General features: G+C 45.5%; 21 protein-coding genes. 14 read left to right on the forward strand and 7 right to left on the reverse strand.

Going from position 1 to position 20,406, the window contains the following annotated elements; all coding sequences use genetic code 11:
- Nucleotides 1-27: 27 nt before the first annotated feature.
- Nucleotides 28-1,275: a DUF5610 domain-containing protein gene (locus ACXAC1_RS01030; protein WP_475057791.1), complete on the reverse strand. Its 1,248-nt coding sequence runs from the start codon at nucleotides 1,273-1,275 to the stop codon at nucleotides 28-30.
- Nucleotides 1,276-1,349: 74 nt separating this feature from the next.
- Nucleotides 1,350-2,252 carry an alpha/beta fold hydrolase gene (locus ACXAC1_RS01035; protein ID WP_475057793.1) on the reverse strand — a complete coding sequence of 301 codons (903 nt, stop codon included), beginning with the start codon at nucleotides 2,250-2,252 and terminating at the stop codon, nucleotides 1,350-1,352.
- Between the two features lie 36 nt (nucleotides 2,253-2,288).
- On the opposite strand from ACXAC1_RS01035, the gene pabB reads away from it, so the two are divergent.
- The 3 genes from pabB to ACXAC1_RS01050 all read left to right on the forward strand — a co-directional run bounded on the left by pabB (nucleotide 2,289) and on the right by ACXAC1_RS01050 (nucleotide 5,169).
- Nucleotides 2,289-3,680: an aminodeoxychorismate synthase component I gene (gene pabB / locus ACXAC1_RS01040; RefSeq protein ID WP_475057796.1), complete on the forward strand. Its 1,392-nt coding sequence runs from the start codon at nucleotides 2,289-2,291 to the stop codon at nucleotides 3,678-3,680.
- Nucleotides 3,681-3,685: 5 nt separating this feature from the next.
- Nucleotides 3,686-4,336: an NUDIX hydrolase gene (locus ACXAC1_RS01045; RefSeq protein WP_133560340.1), complete on the forward strand. Its 651-nt coding sequence runs from the start codon at nucleotides 3,686-3,688 to the stop codon at nucleotides 4,334-4,336.
- Nucleotides 4,337-4,434: 98 nt separating this feature from the next.
- Nucleotides 4,435-5,169, forward strand: coding sequence for a phosphoadenylyl-sulfate reductase (locus ACXAC1_RS01050; protein ID WP_475057798.1), 735 nt, complete (start codon nucleotides 4,435-4,437; stop codon nucleotides 5,167-5,169).
- 24 nt (nucleotides 5,170-5,193) lie between these two features.
- Here ACXAC1_RS01050 and ACXAC1_RS01055 read toward each other — a convergent pair whose 3' ends face one another.
- Nucleotides 5,194-5,496: a LysR family transcriptional regulator gene (locus ACXAC1_RS01055; protein WP_475057800.1), complete on the reverse strand. Its 303-nt coding sequence runs from the start codon at nucleotides 5,494-5,496 to the stop codon at nucleotides 5,194-5,196.
- 111 nt (nucleotides 5,497-5,607) lie between these two features.
- Between ACXAC1_RS01055 and ACXAC1_RS01060 the strand changes: the two genes are divergently transcribed.
- Nucleotides 5,608-6,954: an anti-phage deoxyguanosine triphosphatase gene (locus tag ACXAC1_RS01060; RefSeq protein WP_475057802.1), complete on the forward strand. Its 1,347-nt coding sequence runs from the start codon at nucleotides 5,608-5,610 to the stop codon at nucleotides 6,952-6,954.
- A 6-nt stretch (nucleotides 6,955-6,960) separates the two neighbouring features.
- On the opposite strand, the gene ACXAC1_RS01065 is transcribed toward ACXAC1_RS01060, so the two are convergent.
- Genes ACXAC1_RS01065 through ACXAC1_RS01075 form a run of 3 tightly spaced genes read right to left on the reverse strand, consistent with a single transcriptional unit; the run spans nucleotide 6,961 to nucleotide 9,299 of the window.
- Nucleotides 6,961-7,458: an N-acetyltransferase family protein gene (locus ACXAC1_RS01065; RefSeq protein WP_475057805.1), complete on the reverse strand. Its 498-nt coding sequence runs from the start codon at nucleotides 7,456-7,458 to the stop codon at nucleotides 6,961-6,963.
- A gap of 1 nt (nucleotide 7,459) precedes the next feature.
- The gene (locus tag ACXAC1_RS01070) at nucleotides 7,460-8,506 is read right to left on the reverse strand and encodes a DUF2333 family protein (protein WP_133560350.1); all 1,047 of its coding nucleotides are present in this window, start codon (nucleotides 8,504-8,506) and stop codon (nucleotides 7,460-7,462) included.
- A 16-nt stretch (nucleotides 8,507-8,522) separates the two neighbouring features.
- Nucleotides 8,523-9,299, reverse strand: coding sequence for a hypothetical protein (locus ACXAC1_RS01075; RefSeq protein WP_475057807.1), 777 nt, complete (start codon nucleotides 9,297-9,299; stop codon nucleotides 8,523-8,525).
- A gap of 102 nt (nucleotides 9,300-9,401) precedes the next feature.
- On the opposite strand from ACXAC1_RS01075, the gene dsbD reads away from it, so the two are divergent.
- From dsbD to purD, 10 genes are all read left to right on the forward strand, one after another.
- On the forward strand, nucleotides 9,402-11,207 hold the full coding sequence (gene dsbD, locus ACXAC1_RS01080; RefSeq protein ID WP_475057809.1) for a protein-disulfide reductase DsbD: 1,806 nt from the start codon (nucleotides 9,402-9,404) through the stop codon (nucleotides 11,205-11,207).
- A gap of 210 nt (nucleotides 11,208-11,417) precedes the next feature.
- Nucleotides 11,418-11,867 carry an acetyl-CoA carboxylase biotin carboxyl carrier protein gene (accB, locus tag ACXAC1_RS01085; RefSeq protein ID WP_475057812.1) on the forward strand — a complete coding sequence of 150 codons (450 nt, stop codon included), beginning with the start codon at nucleotides 11,418-11,420 and terminating at the stop codon, nucleotides 11,865-11,867.
- 20 nt (nucleotides 11,868-11,887) lie between these two features.
- A complete protein-coding gene (gene accC, locus ACXAC1_RS01090; RefSeq protein ID WP_475057814.1) occupies nucleotides 11,888-13,228 on the forward strand; it encodes an acetyl-CoA carboxylase biotin carboxylase subunit in 1,341 nt (446 codons plus the stop codon).
- A gap of 98 nt (nucleotides 13,229-13,326) precedes the next feature.
- Nucleotides 13,327-14,214, forward strand: a complete 888-nt coding sequence (prmA, locus tag ACXAC1_RS01095) for a 50S ribosomal protein L11 methyltransferase (protein WP_475057816.1) — start codon at nucleotides 13,327-13,329, stop codon at nucleotides 14,212-14,214.
- Between the two features lie 23 nt (nucleotides 14,215-14,237).
- Complete coding sequence (locus ACXAC1_RS01100) at nucleotides 14,238-14,756, forward strand: zinc-ribbon domain-containing protein (protein ID WP_475057818.1); 519 nt, start codon at nucleotides 14,238-14,240, stop codon at nucleotides 14,754-14,756.
- A gap of 23 nt (nucleotides 14,757-14,779) precedes the next feature.
- The gene (locus ACXAC1_RS01105; protein WP_475057820.1) at nucleotides 14,780-15,565 is read left to right on the forward strand and encodes a DUF3426 domain-containing protein; all 786 of its coding nucleotides are present in this window, start codon (nucleotides 14,780-14,782) and stop codon (nucleotides 15,563-15,565) included.
- A gap of 153 nt (nucleotides 15,566-15,718) precedes the next feature.
- On the forward strand, nucleotides 15,719-16,684 hold the full coding sequence (dusB, locus tag ACXAC1_RS01110) for a tRNA dihydrouridine synthase DusB (protein ID WP_475057822.1): 966 nt from the start codon (nucleotides 15,719-15,721) through the stop codon (nucleotides 16,682-16,684).
- A 92-nt stretch (nucleotides 16,685-16,776) separates the two neighbouring features.
- Nucleotides 16,777-17,055: a DNA-binding transcriptional regulator Fis gene (gene fis / locus ACXAC1_RS01115; RefSeq protein WP_067034794.1), complete on the forward strand. Its 279-nt coding sequence runs from the start codon at nucleotides 16,777-16,779 to the stop codon at nucleotides 17,053-17,055.
- Nucleotides 17,056-17,137: 82 nt separating this feature from the next.
- Nucleotides 17,138-18,706: a bifunctional phosphoribosylaminoimidazolecarboxamide formyltransferase/IMP cyclohydrolase gene (gene purH / locus ACXAC1_RS01120; RefSeq protein ID WP_475057824.1), complete on the forward strand. Its 1,569-nt coding sequence runs from the start codon at nucleotides 17,138-17,140 to the stop codon at nucleotides 18,704-18,706.
- 20 nt (nucleotides 18,707-18,726) lie between these two features.
- Entirely contained in the window at nucleotides 18,727-20,016 is a 1,290-nt protein-coding gene (purD, locus tag ACXAC1_RS01125; protein WP_475057826.1) for a phosphoribosylamine--glycine ligase, read from the forward strand.
- Between the two features lie 79 nt (nucleotides 20,017-20,095).
- Here purD and ACXAC1_RS01130 read toward each other — a convergent pair whose 3' ends face one another.
- A complete protein-coding gene (locus tag ACXAC1_RS01130) occupies nucleotides 20,096-20,347 on the reverse strand; it encodes a hypothetical protein (protein WP_475057829.1) in 252 nt (83 codons plus the stop codon).
- Nucleotides 20,348-20,406 lie beyond the last annotated feature (59 nt).

A 20,406-nucleotide genomic window follows, 5' to 3' on the forward strand; every position in this document is an offset into this window, starting at 1 on the left:
GGCTTAGTTTATGTGGCGCAATTTGACTTACTCTGAAGCTTCTAGATCACCAGTTAAAAAATCGTTCTGAATTATAGCGTCTTCTGGCTGAATCCACTGCGCAATTCGGTCAATCATTTCCTGCTGGTAATCAAATATTTGTTTCATATCAGTCATTGTTTGCTCTTGCTGTTCTCGCATGGCTAAAATATCTGACATAGTACTTTCTACAACGCTTCTAAAGTCGTCAAACAATTCAGAAGCTTTTAGCATAGTGTCTTCCAAAGCTTGTCGATATTCTGTCAACGGCTCTTGAATCGAACGCATGCCATTATTCTGGGAGTACGCTGAAACAGCCTGACTTGTCTTCATCGTTTGTGTCGTTTGCAATGTCATTGAGAAATTCGCTAACTGCGACGCATCAAACCCCATATCGAAGCCTTTTTGCAGTGCACCGGACACATCGCCACTAAAGAATAAATCAGACACTTCCCCTGCTGATTGCATCATTCCTTGAATGGCAGCCAACTCATCATCATTCAAATCACCTTCTACACTGAAATCAAAGGCAAAAGTTTGGGAAGTACTTTGATAGCGAGAATACGCCATGCCATCATCTGAAACACTTAATGAGTCACTCGCTTCAGAGCGGTTTAAGGCATACAAATTGATGCTAACGACATCTCCCTCTTGAGTCGTGACCTCCATTGTCGAGAAGTCTTCGCGACGGTAGCTCTGACTTGAGCTCGCTTCAAGAGCAGAAGTCACCTGCTCATTCGTATCAAACAAAACGGACTCTAAAGAATCAAACCCTTCGTCGAGCAAAGACTGTGTTTGATCAATCCCTTGTTGCACACCGCCATTGGCTAACCAGCCTAATGCTTCCAATTTTTCTTTGGCATCATCCATGCCCTGTTGTACAGCCTCTTTAGCACTGGCAAACACTGTACTCAGACGATCATCACTTGCGCCATCTTGTTGCAGTTTCTCCATGTAATTTCCGACATGAGAGAGAATTCGCTGAGCCACACGTTCAGGAGAGAAATCGTTTTTGGACTCTTGCGTATTAGCTTGCTCTGCAGTTGAGCTAGTATTACCTTCAATCGATGCGCTAAATCGTGCCGTCACCGACTGCTGAATTAGACCCATGGCCCGATACGAGGAAGAAGATGGGCTATATCCATCAGCGCCCCAACTTTTTTGAGAGACAGAAGAATCGGCAGACGTACTTTGATTGCGCTGCTGTGTCGCATAATTGGACACTAAATTCCCCAAGCCTTTTAGTGGATCAGACATACTCCTTCCCCATAATTTAATTAAACTATAGGGAAGTTAACGGCCAAGCTGTTTAAAACTTAAGCAAAAAGACACTATTTTATTAGCCATTGATTAATGTATTTTGCGATTTGTCTTGGTTTTTGGAATGGAAGAGAGTGATCACAACCAGTTAGCGTAATGTGTTGCCAGTCGTCGCGCGCTTGAGCTACCTCATCATAGTGCTCAATCAATAGGGTATGACTTAAAGCCCCAGAGAACAGTAAAACTTGATCCGTATGATCAATCAATACATCACGCTTATTTGGGGCTTTCGTCATCGCTTCTACCCAATCCGTCACGGCATCTAAGGCATAACTAAAGCCAATCGGACGGTGGGCCAAGCGGCTTTGCGTCGTTGCTTCGGCAACCGGATGCTTGCGGCGATTCGGCGAAACACCATCCATAAAATGCGCCACACCGAGTTCCACGTCTCCTGTTTCTCGAATGGTTTGAGAAGCCAATCTGTAACGCTGACGCACGTCTGCAAGTGTCTTAACACAAGCTCTATCCAAAGAAGCTGGCTCCATTAACATCATACGATGCGCTACGCCATTTTCTTGCACCAACCATGCATTTAGATTCAGTGCTATCAAGCCCCCTAGAGAATAGCCAATGATGTCAAACTGCTGCCAAGATACATTCTCGATCAAACATTGTATCTCTCTCGTTAGAGAGTCAATTGTGACCGGTGTTTCTTGTTTCGTGTAATGGTAGCTTTGCCCCATTCCGGTTAAGTCTGGGATCAATAACCAACGCCAATAAGATAAATGCTCTAACATAGGTCCATAAGTTAGCTCTCCTGCCACCCCTGCTCCGTGGAGTAGCAAACAACACCCATCACTGTGACTATTGGGATTTTCGATTAGTCTGTATGCAAGAATACTCTCACCACAGTGTAAAAATTTTGTCTCCACCACTTTAATTCTTCCTATTTGCTCCCACTTTTTGGGTATCATACGTTTCTAACGCTTTAATTTACGTGGTTTTATATTATGTCAGAAGTCAAACTTATTCGTTTGCCTTATGAAAGCTCTCTTGCACGACTGTACCCAGCTGTGCAAGACCTCGATTACCCGATTCTACTAGATAGCAACCATGACTCATTCTCAGACACGCGTTGGGATATCCTGAGCGCCGCACCCATTGCGACGCTCACCGCCCAAGGAACATCGTCTGAGCTAATGTGGCATACTCCAGCACCATTTGAACTAAGCAACCAAGAGAATCCGATGGATACTCTGCGCTTAATGGTTGAAGAGATTACCAATCAACCTTGGAGCGACGATGTCACTCTGCCATTTAATGGCGGTTTGCTAGGCTACTATGGTTATGAAGCTGGAAGATATGTTGAACAATTACCTGAAAGCGTCATCGAAGACGTTAACCTCCCTACGCTTCTAGTGGGATTATATGGTTGGGCTCTCATCTCAGACCATCAAGCCAAAACCACGTCTTTAGTCATGACACCTTGGTGTCAATTCGACAAGCAGACATTGCTCGACCGACTGACAAAGCTAACATCAGATAAGACGGTACCATTTTCGTTGCACAGTGCATTTGAAGCGAATATGAGTGCACAGGGCTATGCAGAGCGGTTTGAAAAAGTAAAAAACTACATAAAAGCTGGTGACTGCTACCAAGTCAACTTAACGCAACGCTTCTCAGCCTCTTATGAGGGGGATACTTGGTCTGCGTACCTAGCGTTGAAAGCTGTCTGCCCCACTCCTTTTTCTGCTTATTTCAAATTACCAGATGGACGCGCCGTTTTATCTCACTCTCCAGAACGGTTCATTTTGTGTGATCAAGGCAGAGTAGAATCCAAACCGATAAAAGGTACTCGCGCTCGTGGAGAAAATGCCAAACAAGATGCGGCATTGGCAGAAGAATTGCTTGCTTCTGAAAAAGACCGCGCTGAGAACTTAATGATTGTCGATTTGCTACGTAATGATCTAGGTAAAAACTGCGTCACTGGCAGTGTAAAGGTTCCTATTTTGTTTGGCCTTGAGAGCTATGCCAATGTGCACCACATGGTTTCAACCGTTGAAGGCAGAGTCGCTAAAAAAGCCGATGCGTTAACCGTATTTCAAGAAGGCTTCCCTGGCGGCTCTATTACCGGAGCTCCCAAAGTGCGAGCGATGGAAATCATCGATGAGCTTGAGCCTCATGAACGCAGTGTTTACTGTGGATCAATGATTTACTTTGGTTGTAATGGTCAAATGGACTCAAGTATCACCATTCGCACACTCGTGGCGGATGGTCAAAAGATCCATTGCTGGGCAGGAGGAGGCTTGGTCGCAGACTCAATCTGTGAAGAAGAATACCAAGAAACCTTTACCAAAATAGGTCGTTTAACCCATACTTTAGAGAAGGAGTTCTTAAGGTAATCGCTATGTTGGATGTATCTCACTTTTTAGAATCCCACCCATTAACGCCCACGATTGATGACATTCGTGCCGCGTTAGATATCGAGACATCCAACCACATCTACAATCCTGATCAACACATAGCGCCACAGGCCTACCGCCATGAATATCGAGCGGCTGCAGTCTTAATTCCTATTTATAATTGCCCCGAAAGCAACGAGCTGAAGGTTTTACTGACACAGCGCTCATTAAATATGCGAAATCATCCAGGTCAGATCGCCTTTCCAGGAGGAAAGCACGACCCAGAAGATGCCAGCATCCAGTACACCGCCTTGCGCGAGACATTAGAAGAAGTCGGGCTTTCCCCCGACTGTTTCGACCTATTAGGAGAATTGGGCGAGTACTGCTCGGTCTCAGGCTTTTGCATCAAACCCGTTGTCGCAGAGATGACAAGAATGAGTGAACTTAGCCTGTGTGAAGAGGAAGTGGAACAGGCTCATTGGGTCCCCTTGCATCACTTACTTGACCCGAGGAACTTTCGCTACGTAGAGCGCGAAATTGGTAATGTAAAACGAGGCTATTTCGAGATTCTTTACGGTGATCTAAGGATCTGGGGAGTCACTGCTGGCATCATTTATGGGCTCTACCAAGCGATTGAAAATCATTCTCACAGATAGTGCTGATACATATAAGGTTAGGCGTCATTTGTATTTTATATCCCGCTAGTTAATTGCTATGGTACAGCCAAATTTGATTTCAACTAGGGTAGGAAACAATGTCCAACTTTGACCTAGACGCCTTTGTTGCTCGCCATAAAGCAGATGAAGCACAAAAAATTATTCACAGCGCGCTTAAAGAGTTCGATAACATTGCGATCTCATTCAGCGGTGCAGAAGATGTTGTTCTGATTGATATGGCTGTAAAAGCCAAAAAAGACGTCAGTGTTTTTTCTTTGGATACTGGCCGCCTTCATCCAGAAACTTACAAGTTTATTGAAACGGTTCGTAAGCATTACAACATTACGATTGATATCATGTCACCGGACTCTGAAAAGCTTGAAGCCTTTACCAAAGAAAAAGGTCTCTTCAGCTTTTATGAAGATGGTCACAAGGAATGTTGTGGCGTTCGTAAAGTAGCGCCTCTACGTAAAAAGCTGGCTACGTTAGATGCTTGGATTACCGGCCAACGCAAAGACCAAAGCCATGGCACACGTAATCAGCTTGATTTCGCCGAATTAGACAGCGCTTTCAGCAGCGAAGACCAACCATTGTATAAATTCAATCCACTTGCAAACTGGTCTTCAGAAGATGTGTGGAACTACATCAAAGTGTTCGAAGTTCCATTTAATGAGCTACACCAAAAGGGCTTCACCAGCATTGGCTGCGAACCTTGCACACGCCCAGTTCTGCCTAATCAGCATGAGCGCGAAGGGCGCTGGTGGTGGGAAGAGTCAGAACATAAAGAATGTGGCTTACATATCGGTAACCTAATACCAACTAAGCAAGCCTAACTCTTTTTGAGCGCCTAAATCACTTTAGGCGCTTTGCCTTGCCCCTGCACGATCATCCTTGTGAGTGACATAACTCTGCCACTGCTCAACAAAACGTTCATAGCAACTACCTAAGTCTTGAACATGTTGGAACAGCACTTCCCCAGCCTCTGTTAACTCCGTCGAACGACCGTGGCGAATCAACAAAGGCTCACCCAATCCTTTCTCAAGTTTTTGAATATGCTGACTGACCGCAGGCTGAGTCAACCCCAGCTTACGAGCCGTCTGCGTGAAACTTCCTGTTTCGACCAGCGTTCTAAATGTAATAAGATGTTGAGTATTAAGCATAATGTTTCCTTATGATTACGCTCATTATGCCCCCTACTCAGCTGTCAGGCATTGACCTACATCGTATTTTAATGAAAGACTGAGATTACCGCCTTTTGACAGCAGTAAAGCATGATGAACGACAAATACGATCTCACCGAGTGGATGGAGAGACGCTCTGGTCCACGACTTGATAAAAGCAATGATCATCGCAATGTCTATCAGCGTGACCGTGCTCGAATCATTCACAGCGCGGCTTTTCGACGCCTACAATCAAAAACTCAAATTCTGGCCATACGCCAGAACGATTACAGTCGGACACGACTGACCCATTCATTAGAGGTTGCTCAGATTGGGGGCGGTATTGTCTACCATCTACATGCTTCCAATGATCAAGAAGCCGCTTTTCAGCCATGGCTTGCCAGTGATTCCCTGATCGAAACAATCTGCTTAAGCCACGATATCGGTCACCCACCATTCGGACATGGAGGTGAAGTCGCTCTGAACTACATGATGATTGATCACGGCGGTTTTGAGGGAAACGGACAGTCGCTACGTATATTAGGTAAAAGAGGATCATACTCAGAACATTTCGGCATGGATGTTTCTCGAAGAACTATGCTAGGCGTACTTAAATATCCAGCACTACACGATACAGTGGTGGGAAAGTACCCACCAAAACCGGATAGTTTAAGAGAGTTCAAAGCGAAAAACTGGCATCCGCCAAAATGTATTTATGCTGAAGAAAAAGAATTACTTGAATGGATTCTCTCTCCTTTCAGCCAGTGGGATCGAGAACAACTCAGCCAAGTTACTTGGCACGAAAGCAGTCAACATGGACGAACCGCTCACTGCAGCTTTGATACTTCGATCATGGATCTAGCTGATGACATTGCTTATGGCGTGCATGATTTAGAAGATGCCATTGTGTTGGGTATGGTGACCAGAGACATGTGGCAACAACACCTGCGCCCTAAATTGGATGAAATCAACAGTGCTTTTCTAAAGGACAACTTGTCCCGCCTTGAGGAGCAACTGTTTAGCAAGCAAAGTCACTTACGCAAGAAAGCGATTGGCGACTTGGTAAGCTGGTTTATTACCACCTGTTACGTCCAAGAAATACAATCATTTGAGCATCCTTTGCTCCGCTTCCAAGCCACACTTCCGGAAGCTGAGCGCACTGCACTTAACATTTTAAAAGACTTTGAAATGCAGCACATCATCATGCGCCCCGAGGTGCAAATTCTGGTTTATAAAGGTCAGCAAATGCTCTTAGAAATGTTTGAAGCGTTGGCAGCGGACCCCGCCAGATTACTACCTAAAGAGCTTGCAAAGGAATGGCGACAGTGCCATGAACAAGGAGCCGATGGCCATAGAATCATTTGCGACTATATGGCGTCAATGAGTGACGATTACGCCAGCCGCATGTATAAAACGTTGTTTGTTCCAAGTTCTGGGTCAGTATTCGAGCCGATTTAGTCAGTATCACAACCCAATATGGCGACCCAACAAAATCAGGTCGCCTTTTACACCACCGCTACGTGCAACACTGGGTAAACATCCCCACTGCTCATAACCCTGCTGCAAAAAGAAATGTTGACTGGTGACATTGGCCTCTAACACATGCGCTACAAATGTATGCAGCTGATGTTCCAAAGCGTACTGATTTAAATAGCGAAGTAGCCAAGCCCCGATGCCCAGTCTATGCCATGCTGTTTTTATATAGATGGCGATTTCAGCAACACCTTCCAAGGCCGGAACACCATAAAATGATTCTGAGGCACACCACCCAATGAGCTCACCTTCATGACATACAACCAGCAACGGGAATTTATCCGTTGAGCAATCGATCCAGTCCAGCACGCTGGCAAGAGTAATCCCGCCTTTGAAATCGGCCTGAGCCTCTGACTCAAGGAAAATAGCAAGAATTATTGGTGCATCATCTATATCCGCATGACGCACCAATAATGAATTAAGGTCCACGCTAGCCTTGCTCAAGCAGTCGAATCAAGTCGATGATCTGTGCATTCGCACGGGACATATATGACGCCATCACAAGGGAATGATTGGCAAGGAAACCGAAACCGCTACCATTCAAAATGACTGGCGACCATACAGCTTGCTGGGTTGACTCTAGCTCTCGAATAATTTGACGAAGGCTGACTAAAGCATTCTTATCCTGCAATGTGAACACGAAATCCACTTCCACAGATTTTAGAATGTGAATCATAGCCCAGCTTGCACCACGAGCTTCATAGAATACATCGTCTATTTGGGTCCATGGTGTCTGAACATATTTATAGCCAGATGTTTCAGTTGATTGACGCGCACTTGTGTCACCCGCCAAATCAGTGTTTTCTCGAACCTTAGCCACACTTGCTGATAAACGCTGGGACAAGCTGCCTAAACGAGTAGACATATCAGACAAGTAATCCGCTAAATTGTCCGCACGAGAGTAAAACTGCGCATTGTCTTCTTTTACAGCTAAACGATCGAGGTATTTAATAAGCTCTGAATTACCGCGACGATACTCACTTTCACTGGATGGCAAAGCCCAACTGCGTGTATCAAAGTTGTACTGTGGCTCCGCAATTTTCAAGTTCTCATCTTCGGTAGATTGGGATTGACTACGGCTAAATTCTTTACGCAAAGCACGTGCCAAGTCTCGAACCTGAACCATTACTCCCATTTCCCATGCAGGCATATTGTCTAGTAATACACCAGGTGGCATCACGTCATTTGATAAAAAGCCTCCTGGCTTCTCTAACAAAGTATCAACCAAACTATACAAAGTGTTTGTGGTCGTGTACCCCGTCACAAGTTGCTTACTATTATTTAAATAGCCGCGAGATTCAGCACGCTCTTTTGCCGCCGCCACCACATCAAATGGCTCAGGCTCTGAACTCCAATACATTCCCAGCCCAGTCAGCAATACGATCAGTAGCAGAACGATCACTGAAATCGTGCGACCAACCTTTGGCAACTCTGACAATGAGCGCCAAAATGCTATTTTACTAATGAATTTCGCCATAAATGCGTTCCCATAGTTAGTTTACTTTAATCTCAATCAGGTGCTTCGAGTTTCTATAAGTCATTGCTCGAACACGAAAATTAGGCGTTCTACTATTGATTATTTGATATAGCAGCCGACCTTCTTTATCACTAGGCCAGTGTATTTCAAGTGCCCCTTGTGTTTGCTCAACACGATCAATAATGGGTTGTAAATGCGCTAGAATAACAGGTTCGTCTAATGTAAATAAATTTTTAGGTAGAGTATACACATCTTCACTTACCGGCGTTTGCACGGTCTCTACCTTATTAGTGTTGATTTGAGCGATGCGCTGTTTTGCTTCTGCAATAGCTGGATCGTCAGCGTTAACTCGCAATGCTTTTGCAATAAAACCATTTGCGCTAGATCTTTTCCCCTGCCGAGCCGCCGTTTCTGCCCACTCGATATATGTGTCTACAATGTCAGCCAATCCTTGTGTCGCTTCATAGTTCCCAGGATCACGACCTAAAGCAATTTGAAAGTACAAATAAGCATTATCACCCTCAGGTGTTAGTAATCGCTGCTCAGATAGAGCCAGTTTACCTTGCTGGATAACCCTTTGTGTTATACGTTGTGCTTGTGACATTTTATACGTTTTAGACGTGTTAGCACTATGACTCACTTTCGGCTCTTCAGCTTGCTCAATTACGTCACTTTTTTGAAGACTATTCGATGTAACTTGCGTATCGGTATGCCACCAGCTTTGCCCACCCATTGAGCTACAAGCAGTTAAAAACATTGACGAAGTAAGTAAGAAAAGCGCTTTTTTTATCAAGAGAACTCCTAGCTATTTGGAAACTTTTACATCCATTGGTAGTCTATATCGCCTTCAACTACGATAACACTTCTGTCGCAACAATTCGGACCCAGCACTATTATGCGAATAATCGCTACATTTATAGTATTCATCTTTTCCAGCTATGCCGCAGCCTTTAATTTTGGGTCACCTTTTCAATCTGAACCTGAGTTCCTACCTGTCGATCAAGCATTTAGTTTATCAGTAAACAGTGATGACACAGGACAAGTCTGGGCTACATGGCAGATCGCTGACGGCTATTACCTGTACCGCCACCAACTGTCTGTAAACAGCGACAGCGCATCCAATATTCGCTTCAAAAGCATTCCTAAAGGGGAAATAAAGCAAGACCCCTACTTTGGCGAAGTGGAAGTCTATCATCAACAATTAAAACTGCCATTAGAGATCGATGACCCTCGGCCCTATCAAGCATCTTTTATACTTAAATACCAAGGTTGTGCCGAACGGGGACTTTGTTACCCACCTCAATCCGTGCCAATGTCTACTGAGTTTCCAGAACTATCCGTACCAGCACAGGAAAAGCAAACACCTACTACGCAAAACATAGCGCCTTCCGAGGCAGAAAAAGTTTCCTCTTTGATCAGCCACTCATCATTTACCCAAATGCTAGTGGTTATGTTTGGTCTCGGGTTAATGTTATCTCTAACACCTTGCGTGCTACCGATGGTCCCGATTGTTAGCGCTATTGTTATTGGGGGTAAAGCAAATGGACGCACAGGTCTTGCTCTATCCAGCGTATATGTGTTGGGCATGGCCATCACATATGCCGCATTGGGGGCATTAGCGGGCTGGTTTGGCGCGCAAATGAATTTACAAGCAGCCTTGCAAAACCCAGTTGTTTTGCTGATTAGCGCAACGATATTTATTGCTTTAGCTTTAGCGATGTTTGGAGCATTTGAATTACGACTACCGACCGTAATACAGACCCGAGTTGACCAATTAACAAATCGCTCGCAAGCGTCAAAATCTAAACTGCTCGGTATATTTGTCGCGGGTGTGCTAGCAACATTAATTGTATCACCTTGCGTCTCGGCACCTCTTGCGGGAGTGATCTTGTATATCAGCTCCACTTCTGACCCTGTATATGGGGCAACAGCTTTGTTTAGCATGGGTATCGGCATGGGCATCCCTCTACTATTAGTGGGTGCGTTTGGTGGTAAAGTGCTACCAAAGAATGGTCCTTGGTTAGATGATATTCGAAAAGTAATGGGGTTTGCACTTCTTGGGCTCGCTGTATGGTTAGCAAACAGGTGGTTGCCAGAAAGTACGCATCTCTTTATTTGGGGTGGCCTAAGCGTTAGCGTCGCAGCTTACTTTCTACATCGAATATTTACACAGCACTCCCATCCAGTCAGATGGTTTATTGCACTCATTACCATTATGGTAGGTTTCATGGAGATTTTGGGCGGGGCCTCAGGCGGCCAATCGCCTTTATCTCCTTTAAAGCACTTAGTGTTGGGAAATCCGTCTAACAATACATCCAAGACTGTACCTTATTATAAAACAATTGGCTCATTAGCGGAGTTAGAGCGGATTCAACAGCAAAGTACTCTTCCCGTGGTTATCGATTTATATGCTGATTGGTGTATTAGCTGCAAAGTAACAGAAGAAGAGGTCTTTAAGCACCCTGATATTCTACCGATGTTGCGACAGGTTACTTTTGTGAAAGTCGACATTACTGACAACAGCGATAAGAACCAAGCATTGCTCAAACACTTTAATCTGTTTGGCCCACCAGCCATGCTGTATTTCGACTCTAAAAACCAGTTAATCGATAAGTTTTCTTTGATCGGAGAACCCACAAAAGAAGAAGTTGAAATACGTTTGCAAGCTCTTATTACTAACAAGCAGGACCAACAAAGTTAACAATTGATCACAATTTAACCTGAAATTCATTTTTTATGTTTTTTCATAGCAAAACTGGACAATTTCGCGGTTTTTACTGATAATTTCCGGCTAATTGGAATTTCAAATGTCAGTAGATCCTTTTCTGTTCTACTGACATATTCGCCTATTGGCTTGCACGACGAACCAATAGAAATAGACTGAATACATAGACAAAGAAAGAGAGTCAACATGGACATTCGTAAAATCAAAAAGCTTATCGAACTATTAGAAGAATCTAACGTTTACGAGATCGAAATCAAGGAAGGTGAAGAAGCAGTTCGTATCAGCCGTGGTGGCGCTCCTGTAGCAGCACCTCAAGTATTTGCAGCACCAGCGCCAGTCGCGACTCCAGCGCCAGCGGCGGCTCCAGCAGCAGACGCTGCACCAGCAGAGGCAGCGATCGCAGGCCACACTGTTAACTCTCCAATGGTTGGAACTTTCTACCAGTCTCCAGCTCCTGGCGCGAAGTCTTTTGTAGAGGTCGGCCAAAAGGTAAACGCTGGCGATACCATCTGTATCGTTGAAGCGATGAAAATGATGAACCAAATCGAAGCAGACAAAGCTGGTACCATTGGCGCTATCTTAGTATCTGATGGTGAGCCAGTAGAGTTCGATCAGCCACTTGTTACAATCGTTTAATTTACAGCCAAAGGTTCATCATGCTAGATAAAGTATTGATTGCTAACCGAGGCGAAATTGCACTGCGTATTCTTCGCGCTTGTAAAGAACTCGGTATTAAGACAGTTGCGGTTCACTCTAAGATTGACCGTGACTTACTACACGTACGCCTTGCAGACGAATCGATCTGTATCGGCCCAAACCCATCTAAAGACAGCTATCTAAACATCCCTGCACTGATCAGTGCGGCAGAATTGACAGATACATCTGCGATCCACCCAGGCTACGGTTTCCTTGCAGAAAACGCCGACTTTGCCGAGCAAGTTGAACGCTCTGGTTTTGCTTTCATTGGCCCTAAAGCTGAAACGATTCGCCTAATGGGTGACAAAGTTTCTGCGATCAAAGCGATGCGTGAAGCAAACGTACCAACGGTTCCAGGCTCAAATGGTCCAGTACCATCTGATCCAGAGGAATGTATGCGCATTGCTCGTGAAATCGGTTACCCAGTGATCGTAAAAGCGGCAGCTGGTGGTGGTGGTCGTGGTATGCGAGTTGTTCATAATGAAGGTAGCCTTCTAAAATCGATCAGCGTAACGCAATCTGAAGCAGGCTCTTACTTTGGTGACAGCACGGTTTACATGGAAAAATTCCTAACCAACCCACGTCACGTTGAAGTTCAGGTTCTTGCTGACGGTCAAGGCAACGCTATTCACCTTTACGATCGCGATTGCTCTCTGCAACGTCGACACCAAAAAGTGCTGGAAGAAGCACCAGCGCCACTACTTGACCCTGAGTCACGAGCACAATGTTTACAGGCATGTGTGGATGCCTGTATTAAGATCGGCTACCGCGGCGCAGGTACATTTGAATTCCTATACGAAGACGGTCGTTTCTACTTCATCGAAATGAACACTCGTGTTCAGGTAGAGCACCCTGTAACCGAAATGGTAACTGGCGTAGACATCGTTAAAGAGCAACTACGTATCGCAAGTGGCTTGCCTCTTTCTATCAAGCAGGAAGATGTTCAGCTAAAAGGTCACGCCGTTGAAGCACGTATCAACGCAGAAGACCCTAAAACCTTCATGCCAAGCCCAGGTAAAGTAAACTACTTCCACGCTCCAGGCGGCATGGGCGTTCGTGTTGATTCTCACCTATACAGTGGCTACTCGGTTCCACCAACTTATGACTCAATGATCGCTAAAGTTATTTGTTTTGCGGACACTCGTGAAGGTGCGCTAAAACGTTTAGAAGTAGCCCTAGATGAAACCTTCATCGACGGTATCAAGACAAACGTTGAACTACAAAAAGACTTGGTAACAGATACTAACTTCATTGCTGGTGGCGTTAACATCCACTATCTGGAAAAGAAACTGGGCCTATAATTGCGCTCAATTACTACACCTCCAGCCGGAGGTGTAGTACCCTCCCTTATATAAAGAATTAACCAGACTTACAAAAGTCTCAATTGGACCCTACTCCCATGCCTTGGTTGCAAATCCGCGTTCATACAACACCTGATCACGTCCCTGCTTTTGAAGATACCTTGCTAGACTGTGGCGCTTTAGTTGTCACCTTCGAAGACGTTCATGACGACCCAGTTTACGAACCAGATCTCAACACAACACCGCTTTGGAAGCACACTCGTGTAACAGGGCTTTTTGAAGCCGATGCGGATCTTGAGCACATCCGCCCAGTGGTTGAGCATAAAGCAAAGCAACTAAACCAGACCGACATCGACCTAAAGATTGAAATCCTCGAAGACAAAGACTGGATTCGAGAATGGATGGACAGCTACCACCCGATTCAATTTGGTAAACGCTTGTGGGTTTGCCCGAGCTGGCGTGAAGTACCCGATGAAAATGGTGTTAACCTTATTCTCGATCCAGGCTTGGCCTTTGGCACAGGCACCCACCCAACAACAGCACTATGTTTAGAGTGGCTAGACTCTATTGACTGCCAAGACAAAAGCATCATCGACTACGGCTGTGGCTCTGGCATCTTAGGCATTGCCGGTTTGTTATTAGGCGCCAACAACATGGTGGGGATTGATATCGACCCTCAGGCAGTTGAAGCGACGCAGGCCAACGCTGAACGCAACAACATTACGCCAGATCGTTATGAAGTAAAACTGCCACCTTATGAGGGCGACCTACAAGCAGATGTTGTTGTTGCGAACATCTTGGCTGGACCTCTAGCAGAACTTTCGGGCACTATTTCCAAGTTAGTGAAACAAGGTGGTATGCTTGCCCTTTCCGGTATTCTAGAAAGCCAAGCGCACACTGTTGTTGAGGCTTACAAACCATGGTTTAAAATTGAATCCGTTGTCGAAAAGGAAGAATGGGTTCGTATTGTGGCTAAAAAACTGTAGCCCTTTAAGGAAGTACTCGCTTTATGTCAGAAAGCATGATCACTCGCTGCCCTAAATGTTCAACGACTTTTCGCGTTACGCAAGAAGTTCTTAATATGGCCAAAGGGAAAGTCCGCTGTGGTCAATGCTTTCATATCTTCACAGCATCACCAGCATCGTCGAACCAGAATAAATCGACGCAACCCAACCCTGTGAAACCTACTAAATCGCAGCAACAGGCAAAACCTAAAGCCCAATTAAAACAGCAAGATGTGCCAAGCAAGAAGGCTGCAAGTTCAGCCCAATTGGGCTCTGCCACTCCGGTTAGCGATGATGGTTCCGTTAATCCAGAATGGTTAAACACACTCTTCCACGAAGAAGACCTTGCTCCGTATACGCCACCTAAAAACACAAACGCACGCTTTACGGAACAAATGGACCTGCACGATGAACAAGAATCCTCGTTACTTGATAGCCCCATTTTAAAAGCTCCCCCCCTCAATCGGAAGCGGAGCCGCCAAGACAAGAAAAGGCAAATGAAGAACTCGCACCATGGGAGCTAGAGCTAGCCGAACTTGATGCACAAATGAGTGCGCAGTCACCAGCAAGTGAGCCTATTTTTAGCGAACAAATAAAGCCTGAACCAAGCCGAAACACTGTCCAGCCGAAAGCAAGTACAGAGGAAAAGCAGACTTCTCTTGCAACCGAAGAACCTGATTATATGCAGGCCCTGCACTCTCTTGCTCAAGATGTTTCAAACAAAGACGCATTCGATGAAGAAGAATACTCCTCCCAAGAGTCCATGAAGCAACTGGCAGCGGAGTACAGCCTTGCTACCCTAACCGACCACAGTGATACAAAAACCAAAAGCAAAACTAAAAACAAACACACCGCTCTTTGGTCGCTTGGCTGCTTTGCAGCGCTACTTTTATTAGCAACCCAAGTTGCCATAGGTTACTTCGATGCTGGCAGTCGATCACCAGAATTTAGAGGACTATACAAAACTGCCTGCGCTTATTTAGGTTGCACCTTGCCTGCTTTTGAAGATGTTGATGCCATTACCACCGAACACGTTCGCATTCAAAGTCACCCAACCGCTGCAAACACACTACAGGTGAATGCCATCATGACCAATACAAGCAGTTTTGCTCAACCAATGCCAAAACTTGCGCTTGAATTTTATGATTTAAATGGTCGACCTGTTGCAGCAAGACTCTTCGCCCCGCAAGATTACTTACACAAAGACTTTCTCGATATTACTTTCATGCCACCAAGCACTCCTATCCATATCGTTATCCCCATTCAAGATCCTGGCGCTCGCGCTGTAACACATCAAATAAAAGTATTCCCTAGCGAGACGCAGTCTTACTAAATGTGCATTTATTAAACACATTTAAAATAAGCACAAATTTTAGCCAATTTATGAGTTGTCAAGACTTCAAAAATCCAAATCCCCTAGGTATTATTCACGCCCGCTCGACGGTGTAGCAGATCTTTAACAACAGATTCGGTATTTAAAATCATCATGGCTTTCAATATTGGCCAATACAGCATCGATAAGCCTGTTATCTTGGCCCCTATGGCCGGTGTTACAGACTTACCTTTCCGACGACTTTGTCACCAGAACGGCGCTGGCTTGGTGGTCTCTGAAATGGTCACTTCAGACGTTCGCTTGTGGGACACCAACAAAAGTCGTATGCGTTTAGTCCATGATGATGAAGTAGCACCCCGCTCAGTACAAATTGCTGGTGCATCCCCTGAAATGATGGCTGAAGCCGCACATGAAAACGTAAAGTTAGGCGCTCAGATCATCGATATAAATATGGGTTGCCCCGCGAAGAAAGTACTCAACAGAGCAGCTGGGTCTGCCTTATTACAAGACGAACCTCTTGTTCAAAGAATACTCGAATCTGTCGTAAGTAGTGTTGACGTTCCGGTAACGCTTAAAATAAGGACAGGCTGGTCAACCGATCAGCGTAACGGCTTAACAATTGCTAAAATTGCTGAGCAGTCAGGCATACAAGCCCTAGCAGTACATGGTCGTACTCGTGCTTGCAAGTTCAAAGGCGAAGTTGAGTACGATACCATCGCGCAAATTAAACAGGCGATATCGATTCCTGTTTTTGCTAATGGTGATATTCAATCGGCCGAGCAAGCCAAGCAAGTATTAGATTACACCAAAGCTGATGCAGTTATGATTGGCCGTGCTGCTCAAGGACGCCCATGGATCTTTAGGGAAATCAATCACTACTTAGAACACAACGAGCTTTTAGCGCCACCTTCCACGGAAGAGGTTAAAGATATCGTCATTAATCATGTTAAAGCGTTACATGCATTTTATGGCGACTTTATGGGCACAAGAATTGCGCGCAAGCACGTTGGCTGGTATCTGCAAACATTGGCTGATACAACGCCATTTCGTAGCCAGTTTAATCGCATCGAAGATGCACAAGAACAGCTCGATCTGTTGAATGAATTCTTTGTTTCTTAAAACATAAGAAACATATCTGGTACCTGAGTTGCGTTGAGGGAACCCCTTTGCACAACTCCATAATGGTTAGCTTTAAAATAGAAGGTTATTCTGTGGTAGATCAAACACATACTCAAACATTTCAAACCGCTTCAGCTGAGCAATCTCAAACTCTGCGCGACAATGTTGAAAAAGCATTGCAGAACTACTTTGCTCACTTAGATGGCCAGCCAGTCACTGATTTGTACCAACTAGTGTTAGCAGAGGTTGAGGCCCCTTTGCTAGAGTCCGTCATGAACTACACTAAAGACAATCAAACAAAAGCGTCGGCTATCCTAGGCTTAAACCGTGGTACGCTACGTAAAAAGCTGAAGCAGTACGGTATGCTGTAAGTAAAAAAGGGCTTAAATGCCCTTTTTTCGTTTTACCCGTTCCCCTTAATTATTAAATGTTCATCACATTGCGAGAAGCATAATGGCAAATACGACTCCAATTAAACGCGCTCTAATCAGCGTTTCAGACAAAACTGGTATTGTTGAATTCGCACGCGAATTAGCAAACCAAGGTGTTGAAATCCTTTCTACAGGCGGTACTTACAAACTTCTTCTTGAAAACCAAGTCGCTGCTGTAGAAGTATCAGACTACACTGGTTTCCCTGAAATGATGGATGGCCGCGTAAAAACACTTCACCCGAAAGTGCACGGTGGTATCTTGGGTCGTCGTGATATCGACGGTGCGATCATGCAAGAACATGGCATCCAAGAAATTGATATGGTTGTCGTTAACCTATACCCGTTCGAAGCAACCATTGCTCGCCCTGACTGTGATCTTCCTCTTGCGATCGAAAACATCGACATCGGTGGTCCAACAATGGTTCGTTCTGCTGCGAAAAACCATAAAGACGTTGCTATTGTTGTTGATCCAGCAAGCTATGAAGGCATCCTAGCGTCTTTGCAAGAGAGTGGTGGTCTTACTTACGATCAGCGTTTCGACCTAGCTGTTAAAGCATTCGAGCACACGTCTAACTATGACGGTAACATTGCTAACTACCTAGGCAAGAAAGTAGAAGGCGGTAGCGAAGACTTCCCACGCACTTTCAACTTGCAATTCAACAAGCAAGAAGAAATGCGTTACGGTGAGAACCCACACCAAAAAGCAGCATTCTACGTTGAAGCTAACCCTCAGGAAGCGTCAATCAGCACTGCTAAACAGCTTCAAGGCAAAGCCCTTTCTTACAACAACATCGCTGACACGGATGCTGCCCTTGAGTGCGTTAAGAGCTTCCAAGAGCCAGCTTGTGTCATCGTTAAGCACGCTAACCCATGTGGTGTAGCGACGGCTACAAGCCAGCTTGAAGCATACGATCTAGCATTTAAAACGGACCCAACGTCTGCTTTCGGCGGCATCATCGCTTTCAACCAAGAGCTAACCGCTGAAACCGCGCAAGCCATTGTTGATCGTCAATTTGTTGAAGTGATCATCGCACCAAAAGTTAGCACAGCAGCACTTGAAGTGGTTGCCGCGAAACAAAACGTTCGCCTTCTAGAATGTGGTGAATGGTCAACTGACAAGCCTGCTGCACTTGACTACAAACGCGTTAACGGTGGCCTATTGGTTCAAGACCGTGATGACGGCGCAATCGAACTTGGCGACCTAAAAGTTGTGTCTAAGCGTCAGCCTTCTGAAGACGAGCTTAAAGACCTTCTGTTCGCTTGGAAAGTAGCGAAATTCGTGAAATCTAACGCCATTGTTTACACTAAGAACGGTCAAACAATCGGTGTGGGTGCAGGCCAAATGAGCCGCGTCTACTCTGCTAAGATTGCAGGCATTAAAGCGGCGGACGAGAACCTACAAGTAGAAGGTTCTGTTATGGCCTCTGACGCATTCTTCCCATTCCGTGACGGCATCGATGCAGCGGCAGCAGCTGGTATTACAGCGGTTATCCAACCTGGCGGTTCAATGCGTGATGAGGAAGTCATCGCAGCCGCTGACGAAGCAGGCATGGCGATGGTATTCACCGGCATGCGCCACTTCCGTCACTAATAAAGGCATAGGAAACAAGCATGAAAGTTCTTGTAATTGGTAACGGCGGGCGCGAACACGCGCTTGCTTGGAAAGCAGCACAATCGGCTGACGTAGAGACCGTTTATGTTGCACCTGGTAACGCTGGTACGGCCCTAGAGGCAAAAGTTGAAAATGTAAACATCGGTGTAGAAGACATCGATGCTTTGGTTGCATTCGCTAAAGATAACAACATTGGTCTAACCATCGTTGGCCCTGAAGCTCCGCTAGTAATTGGTGTAGTCGATGCATTTGATGCGGCGGGTTTGCCAATCTTTGGCCCGACCAAAGGTGCAGCTCAACTAGAAGGCTCTAAAGCCTTCACTAAAGATTTCTTAGCGCGCCACAAGATCCCTACGGCGGAATACGGCAACTTCACAGAAATCCCGCCAGCAATCGCCTACATCAAAGAAAAAGGCGCTCCAATCGTTGTTAAAGCCGACGGTCTTGCTGCAGGCAAAGGCGTTATCTTGGCAGAGACTGAAGCCGAAGCGATTGCAGCGGTTGAAGATATGCTAGCAGGCAATGCTTTTGGTGAAGCCGGCTCTCGCGTTGTCATCGAAGAGTTCCTTGTGGGTGAAGAAGCTAGCTTCATCGTCATGGTTGACGGTGAAACGGTTCTTCCTATGGCGTCTAGCCAAGACCACAAAGCTCGCGACAATGGTGATACAGGCCCGAACACAGGCGGCATGGGTGCCTACTCTCCTGCTCCAGTGGTAACACCTGAAATTCATGATCGCATCATGAACGAAGTGATCATGCCTACGGTTAAAGGAATGAACGCTGAAGGCAACCGTTACCGTGGTTTCCTATACGCAGGCGTCATGGTTGCTCAAGACGGCACACCAAAAGTACTTGAGTACAACTGTCGCTTCGGTGATCCAGAAACACAACCAATCATGATGCGTCTACGCTCTGATCTGGTATCTATGTGTCTAGCAGCTATTAATGGTGAGCTTGAGTCTGTAGAAGCAGACTGGGATCCACGTGCAAGCCTAGGTGTTGTACTAGCTGCTGGTGGTTACCCAGCGTCTTACAACAAAGGCGATGTGATCTCTGGCCATGATGTAGCATTGCCTGCACACCAGAAGGTATTCCATGCTGGTACTTCTTCAAAAGACGGCAACGTTGTTACCAACGGCGGTCGAGTTTTGTGCGCTGTATCGCTAGGTGAAACCGTTGCAGAAGCTCAAGCTGGCGCGTATGACGTCGTTAAGAAAGTCACATGGGACAAAGTATACTTCCGCACGGACATCGGCCATCGCGCCGTTTCTCGTGAGCAAGCCAAATAAGCTAGCCCTCTACTAGATCGTGAGACTAAAAAGGCCACTTTTCAAAGTGGCCTTTTTTACGTTTTTTTTCGAACAGTCACTACTTACCTAAGCCAGCCTGTTTTTTATCTAACCACGCTTTAAACTTCTTGCCGACTTCCAGCACTAGTAAGCCAAAAACCACACCCGCCATCCAATCTAAATCCAACAAAAAACCCAGCGCTCCCAGCATGGCATAGCCATATAAGAAATTACTTCTCTTTTGGCCTTGATGCACACGCGTAAACCAAGTAACGACGAGCAGTGCAATACACCACCAAACATAATATTCCACCAAGATTGGATATAGCATTTCACACCCTAACTAGTTAATAATGTACGCCTCATGGAGGCCATTTTGATAAAGTACCT

This window comes from Marinomonas sp. AWM4_232, from assembly GCF_056158325.1.

What these genes read in the sequence shown, in the direction of transcription:
- ACXAC1_RS01035 (WP_475057793.1), bottom strand. Translation starts at nt 2,252, where the DNA reads ATGATACCCAAAAAGTGGGAGCAAATAGGAAGAATTAAAGTGGTGGAG.
- dsbD (WP_475057809.1), top strand. Translation starts at nt 9,402, where the DNA reads ATGCGAATAATCGCTACATTTATAGTATTCATCTTTTCCAGCTATGCC.
- pabB (WP_475057796.1), top strand. Translation starts at nt 2,289, where the DNA reads ATGTCAGAAGTCAAACTTATTCGTTTGCCTTATGAAAGCTCTCTTGCA.
- ACXAC1_RS01055 (WP_475057800.1), bottom strand. Translation starts at nt 5,496, where the DNA reads ATGCTTAATACTCAACATCTTATTACATTTAGAACGCTGGTCGAAACA.
- dusB (WP_475057822.1), top strand. Translation starts at nt 15,719, where the DNA reads ATGGCTTTCAATATTGGCCAATACAGCATCGATAAGCCTGTTATCTTG.
- prmA (WP_475057816.1), top strand. Translation starts at nt 13,327, where the DNA reads ATGCCTTGGTTGCAAATCCGCGTTCATACAACACCTGATCACGTCCCT.
- ACXAC1_RS01060 (WP_475057802.1), top strand. Translation starts at nt 5,608, where the DNA reads ATGATGAACGACAAATACGATCTCACCGAGTGGATGGAGAGACGCTCT.
- ACXAC1_RS01030 (WP_475057791.1), bottom strand. Translation starts at nt 1,275, where the DNA reads ATGTCTGATCCACTAAAAGGCTTGGGGAATTTAGTGTCCAATTATGCG.
- ACXAC1_RS01045 (WP_133560340.1), top strand. Translation starts at nt 3,686, where the DNA reads ATGTTGGATGTATCTCACTTTTTAGAATCCCACCCATTAACGCCCACG.
- purH (WP_475057824.1), top strand. Translation starts at nt 17,138, where the DNA reads ATGGCAAATACGACTCCAATTAAACGCGCTCTAATCAGCGTTTCAGAC.
- ACXAC1_RS01100 (WP_475057818.1), top strand. Translation starts at nt 14,238, where the DNA reads ATGTCAGAAAGCATGATCACTCGCTGCCCTAAATGTTCAACGACTTTT.
- ACXAC1_RS01070 (WP_133560350.1), bottom strand. Translation starts at nt 8,506, where the DNA reads ATGGCGAAATTCATTAGTAAAATAGCATTTTGGCGCTCATTGTCAGAG.
- ACXAC1_RS01105 (WP_475057820.1), top strand. Translation starts at nt 14,780, where the DNA reads ATGAGTGCGCAGTCACCAGCAAGTGAGCCTATTTTTAGCGAACAAATA.
- ACXAC1_RS01130 (WP_475057829.1), bottom strand. Translation starts at nt 20,347, where the DNA reads ATGCTATATCCAATCTTGGTGGAATATTATGTTTGGTGGTGTATTGCA.
- purD (WP_475057826.1), top strand. Translation starts at nt 18,727, where the DNA reads ATGAAAGTTCTTGTAATTGGTAACGGCGGGCGCGAACACGCGCTTGCT.
- ACXAC1_RS01050 (WP_475057798.1), top strand. Translation starts at nt 4,435, where the DNA reads ATGTCCAACTTTGACCTAGACGCCTTTGTTGCTCGCCATAAAGCAGAT.
- accB (WP_475057812.1), top strand. Translation starts at nt 11,418, where the DNA reads ATGGACATTCGTAAAATCAAAAAGCTTATCGAACTATTAGAAGAATCT.
- accC (WP_475057814.1), top strand. Translation starts at nt 11,888, where the DNA reads ATGCTAGATAAAGTATTGATTGCTAACCGAGGCGAAATTGCACTGCGT.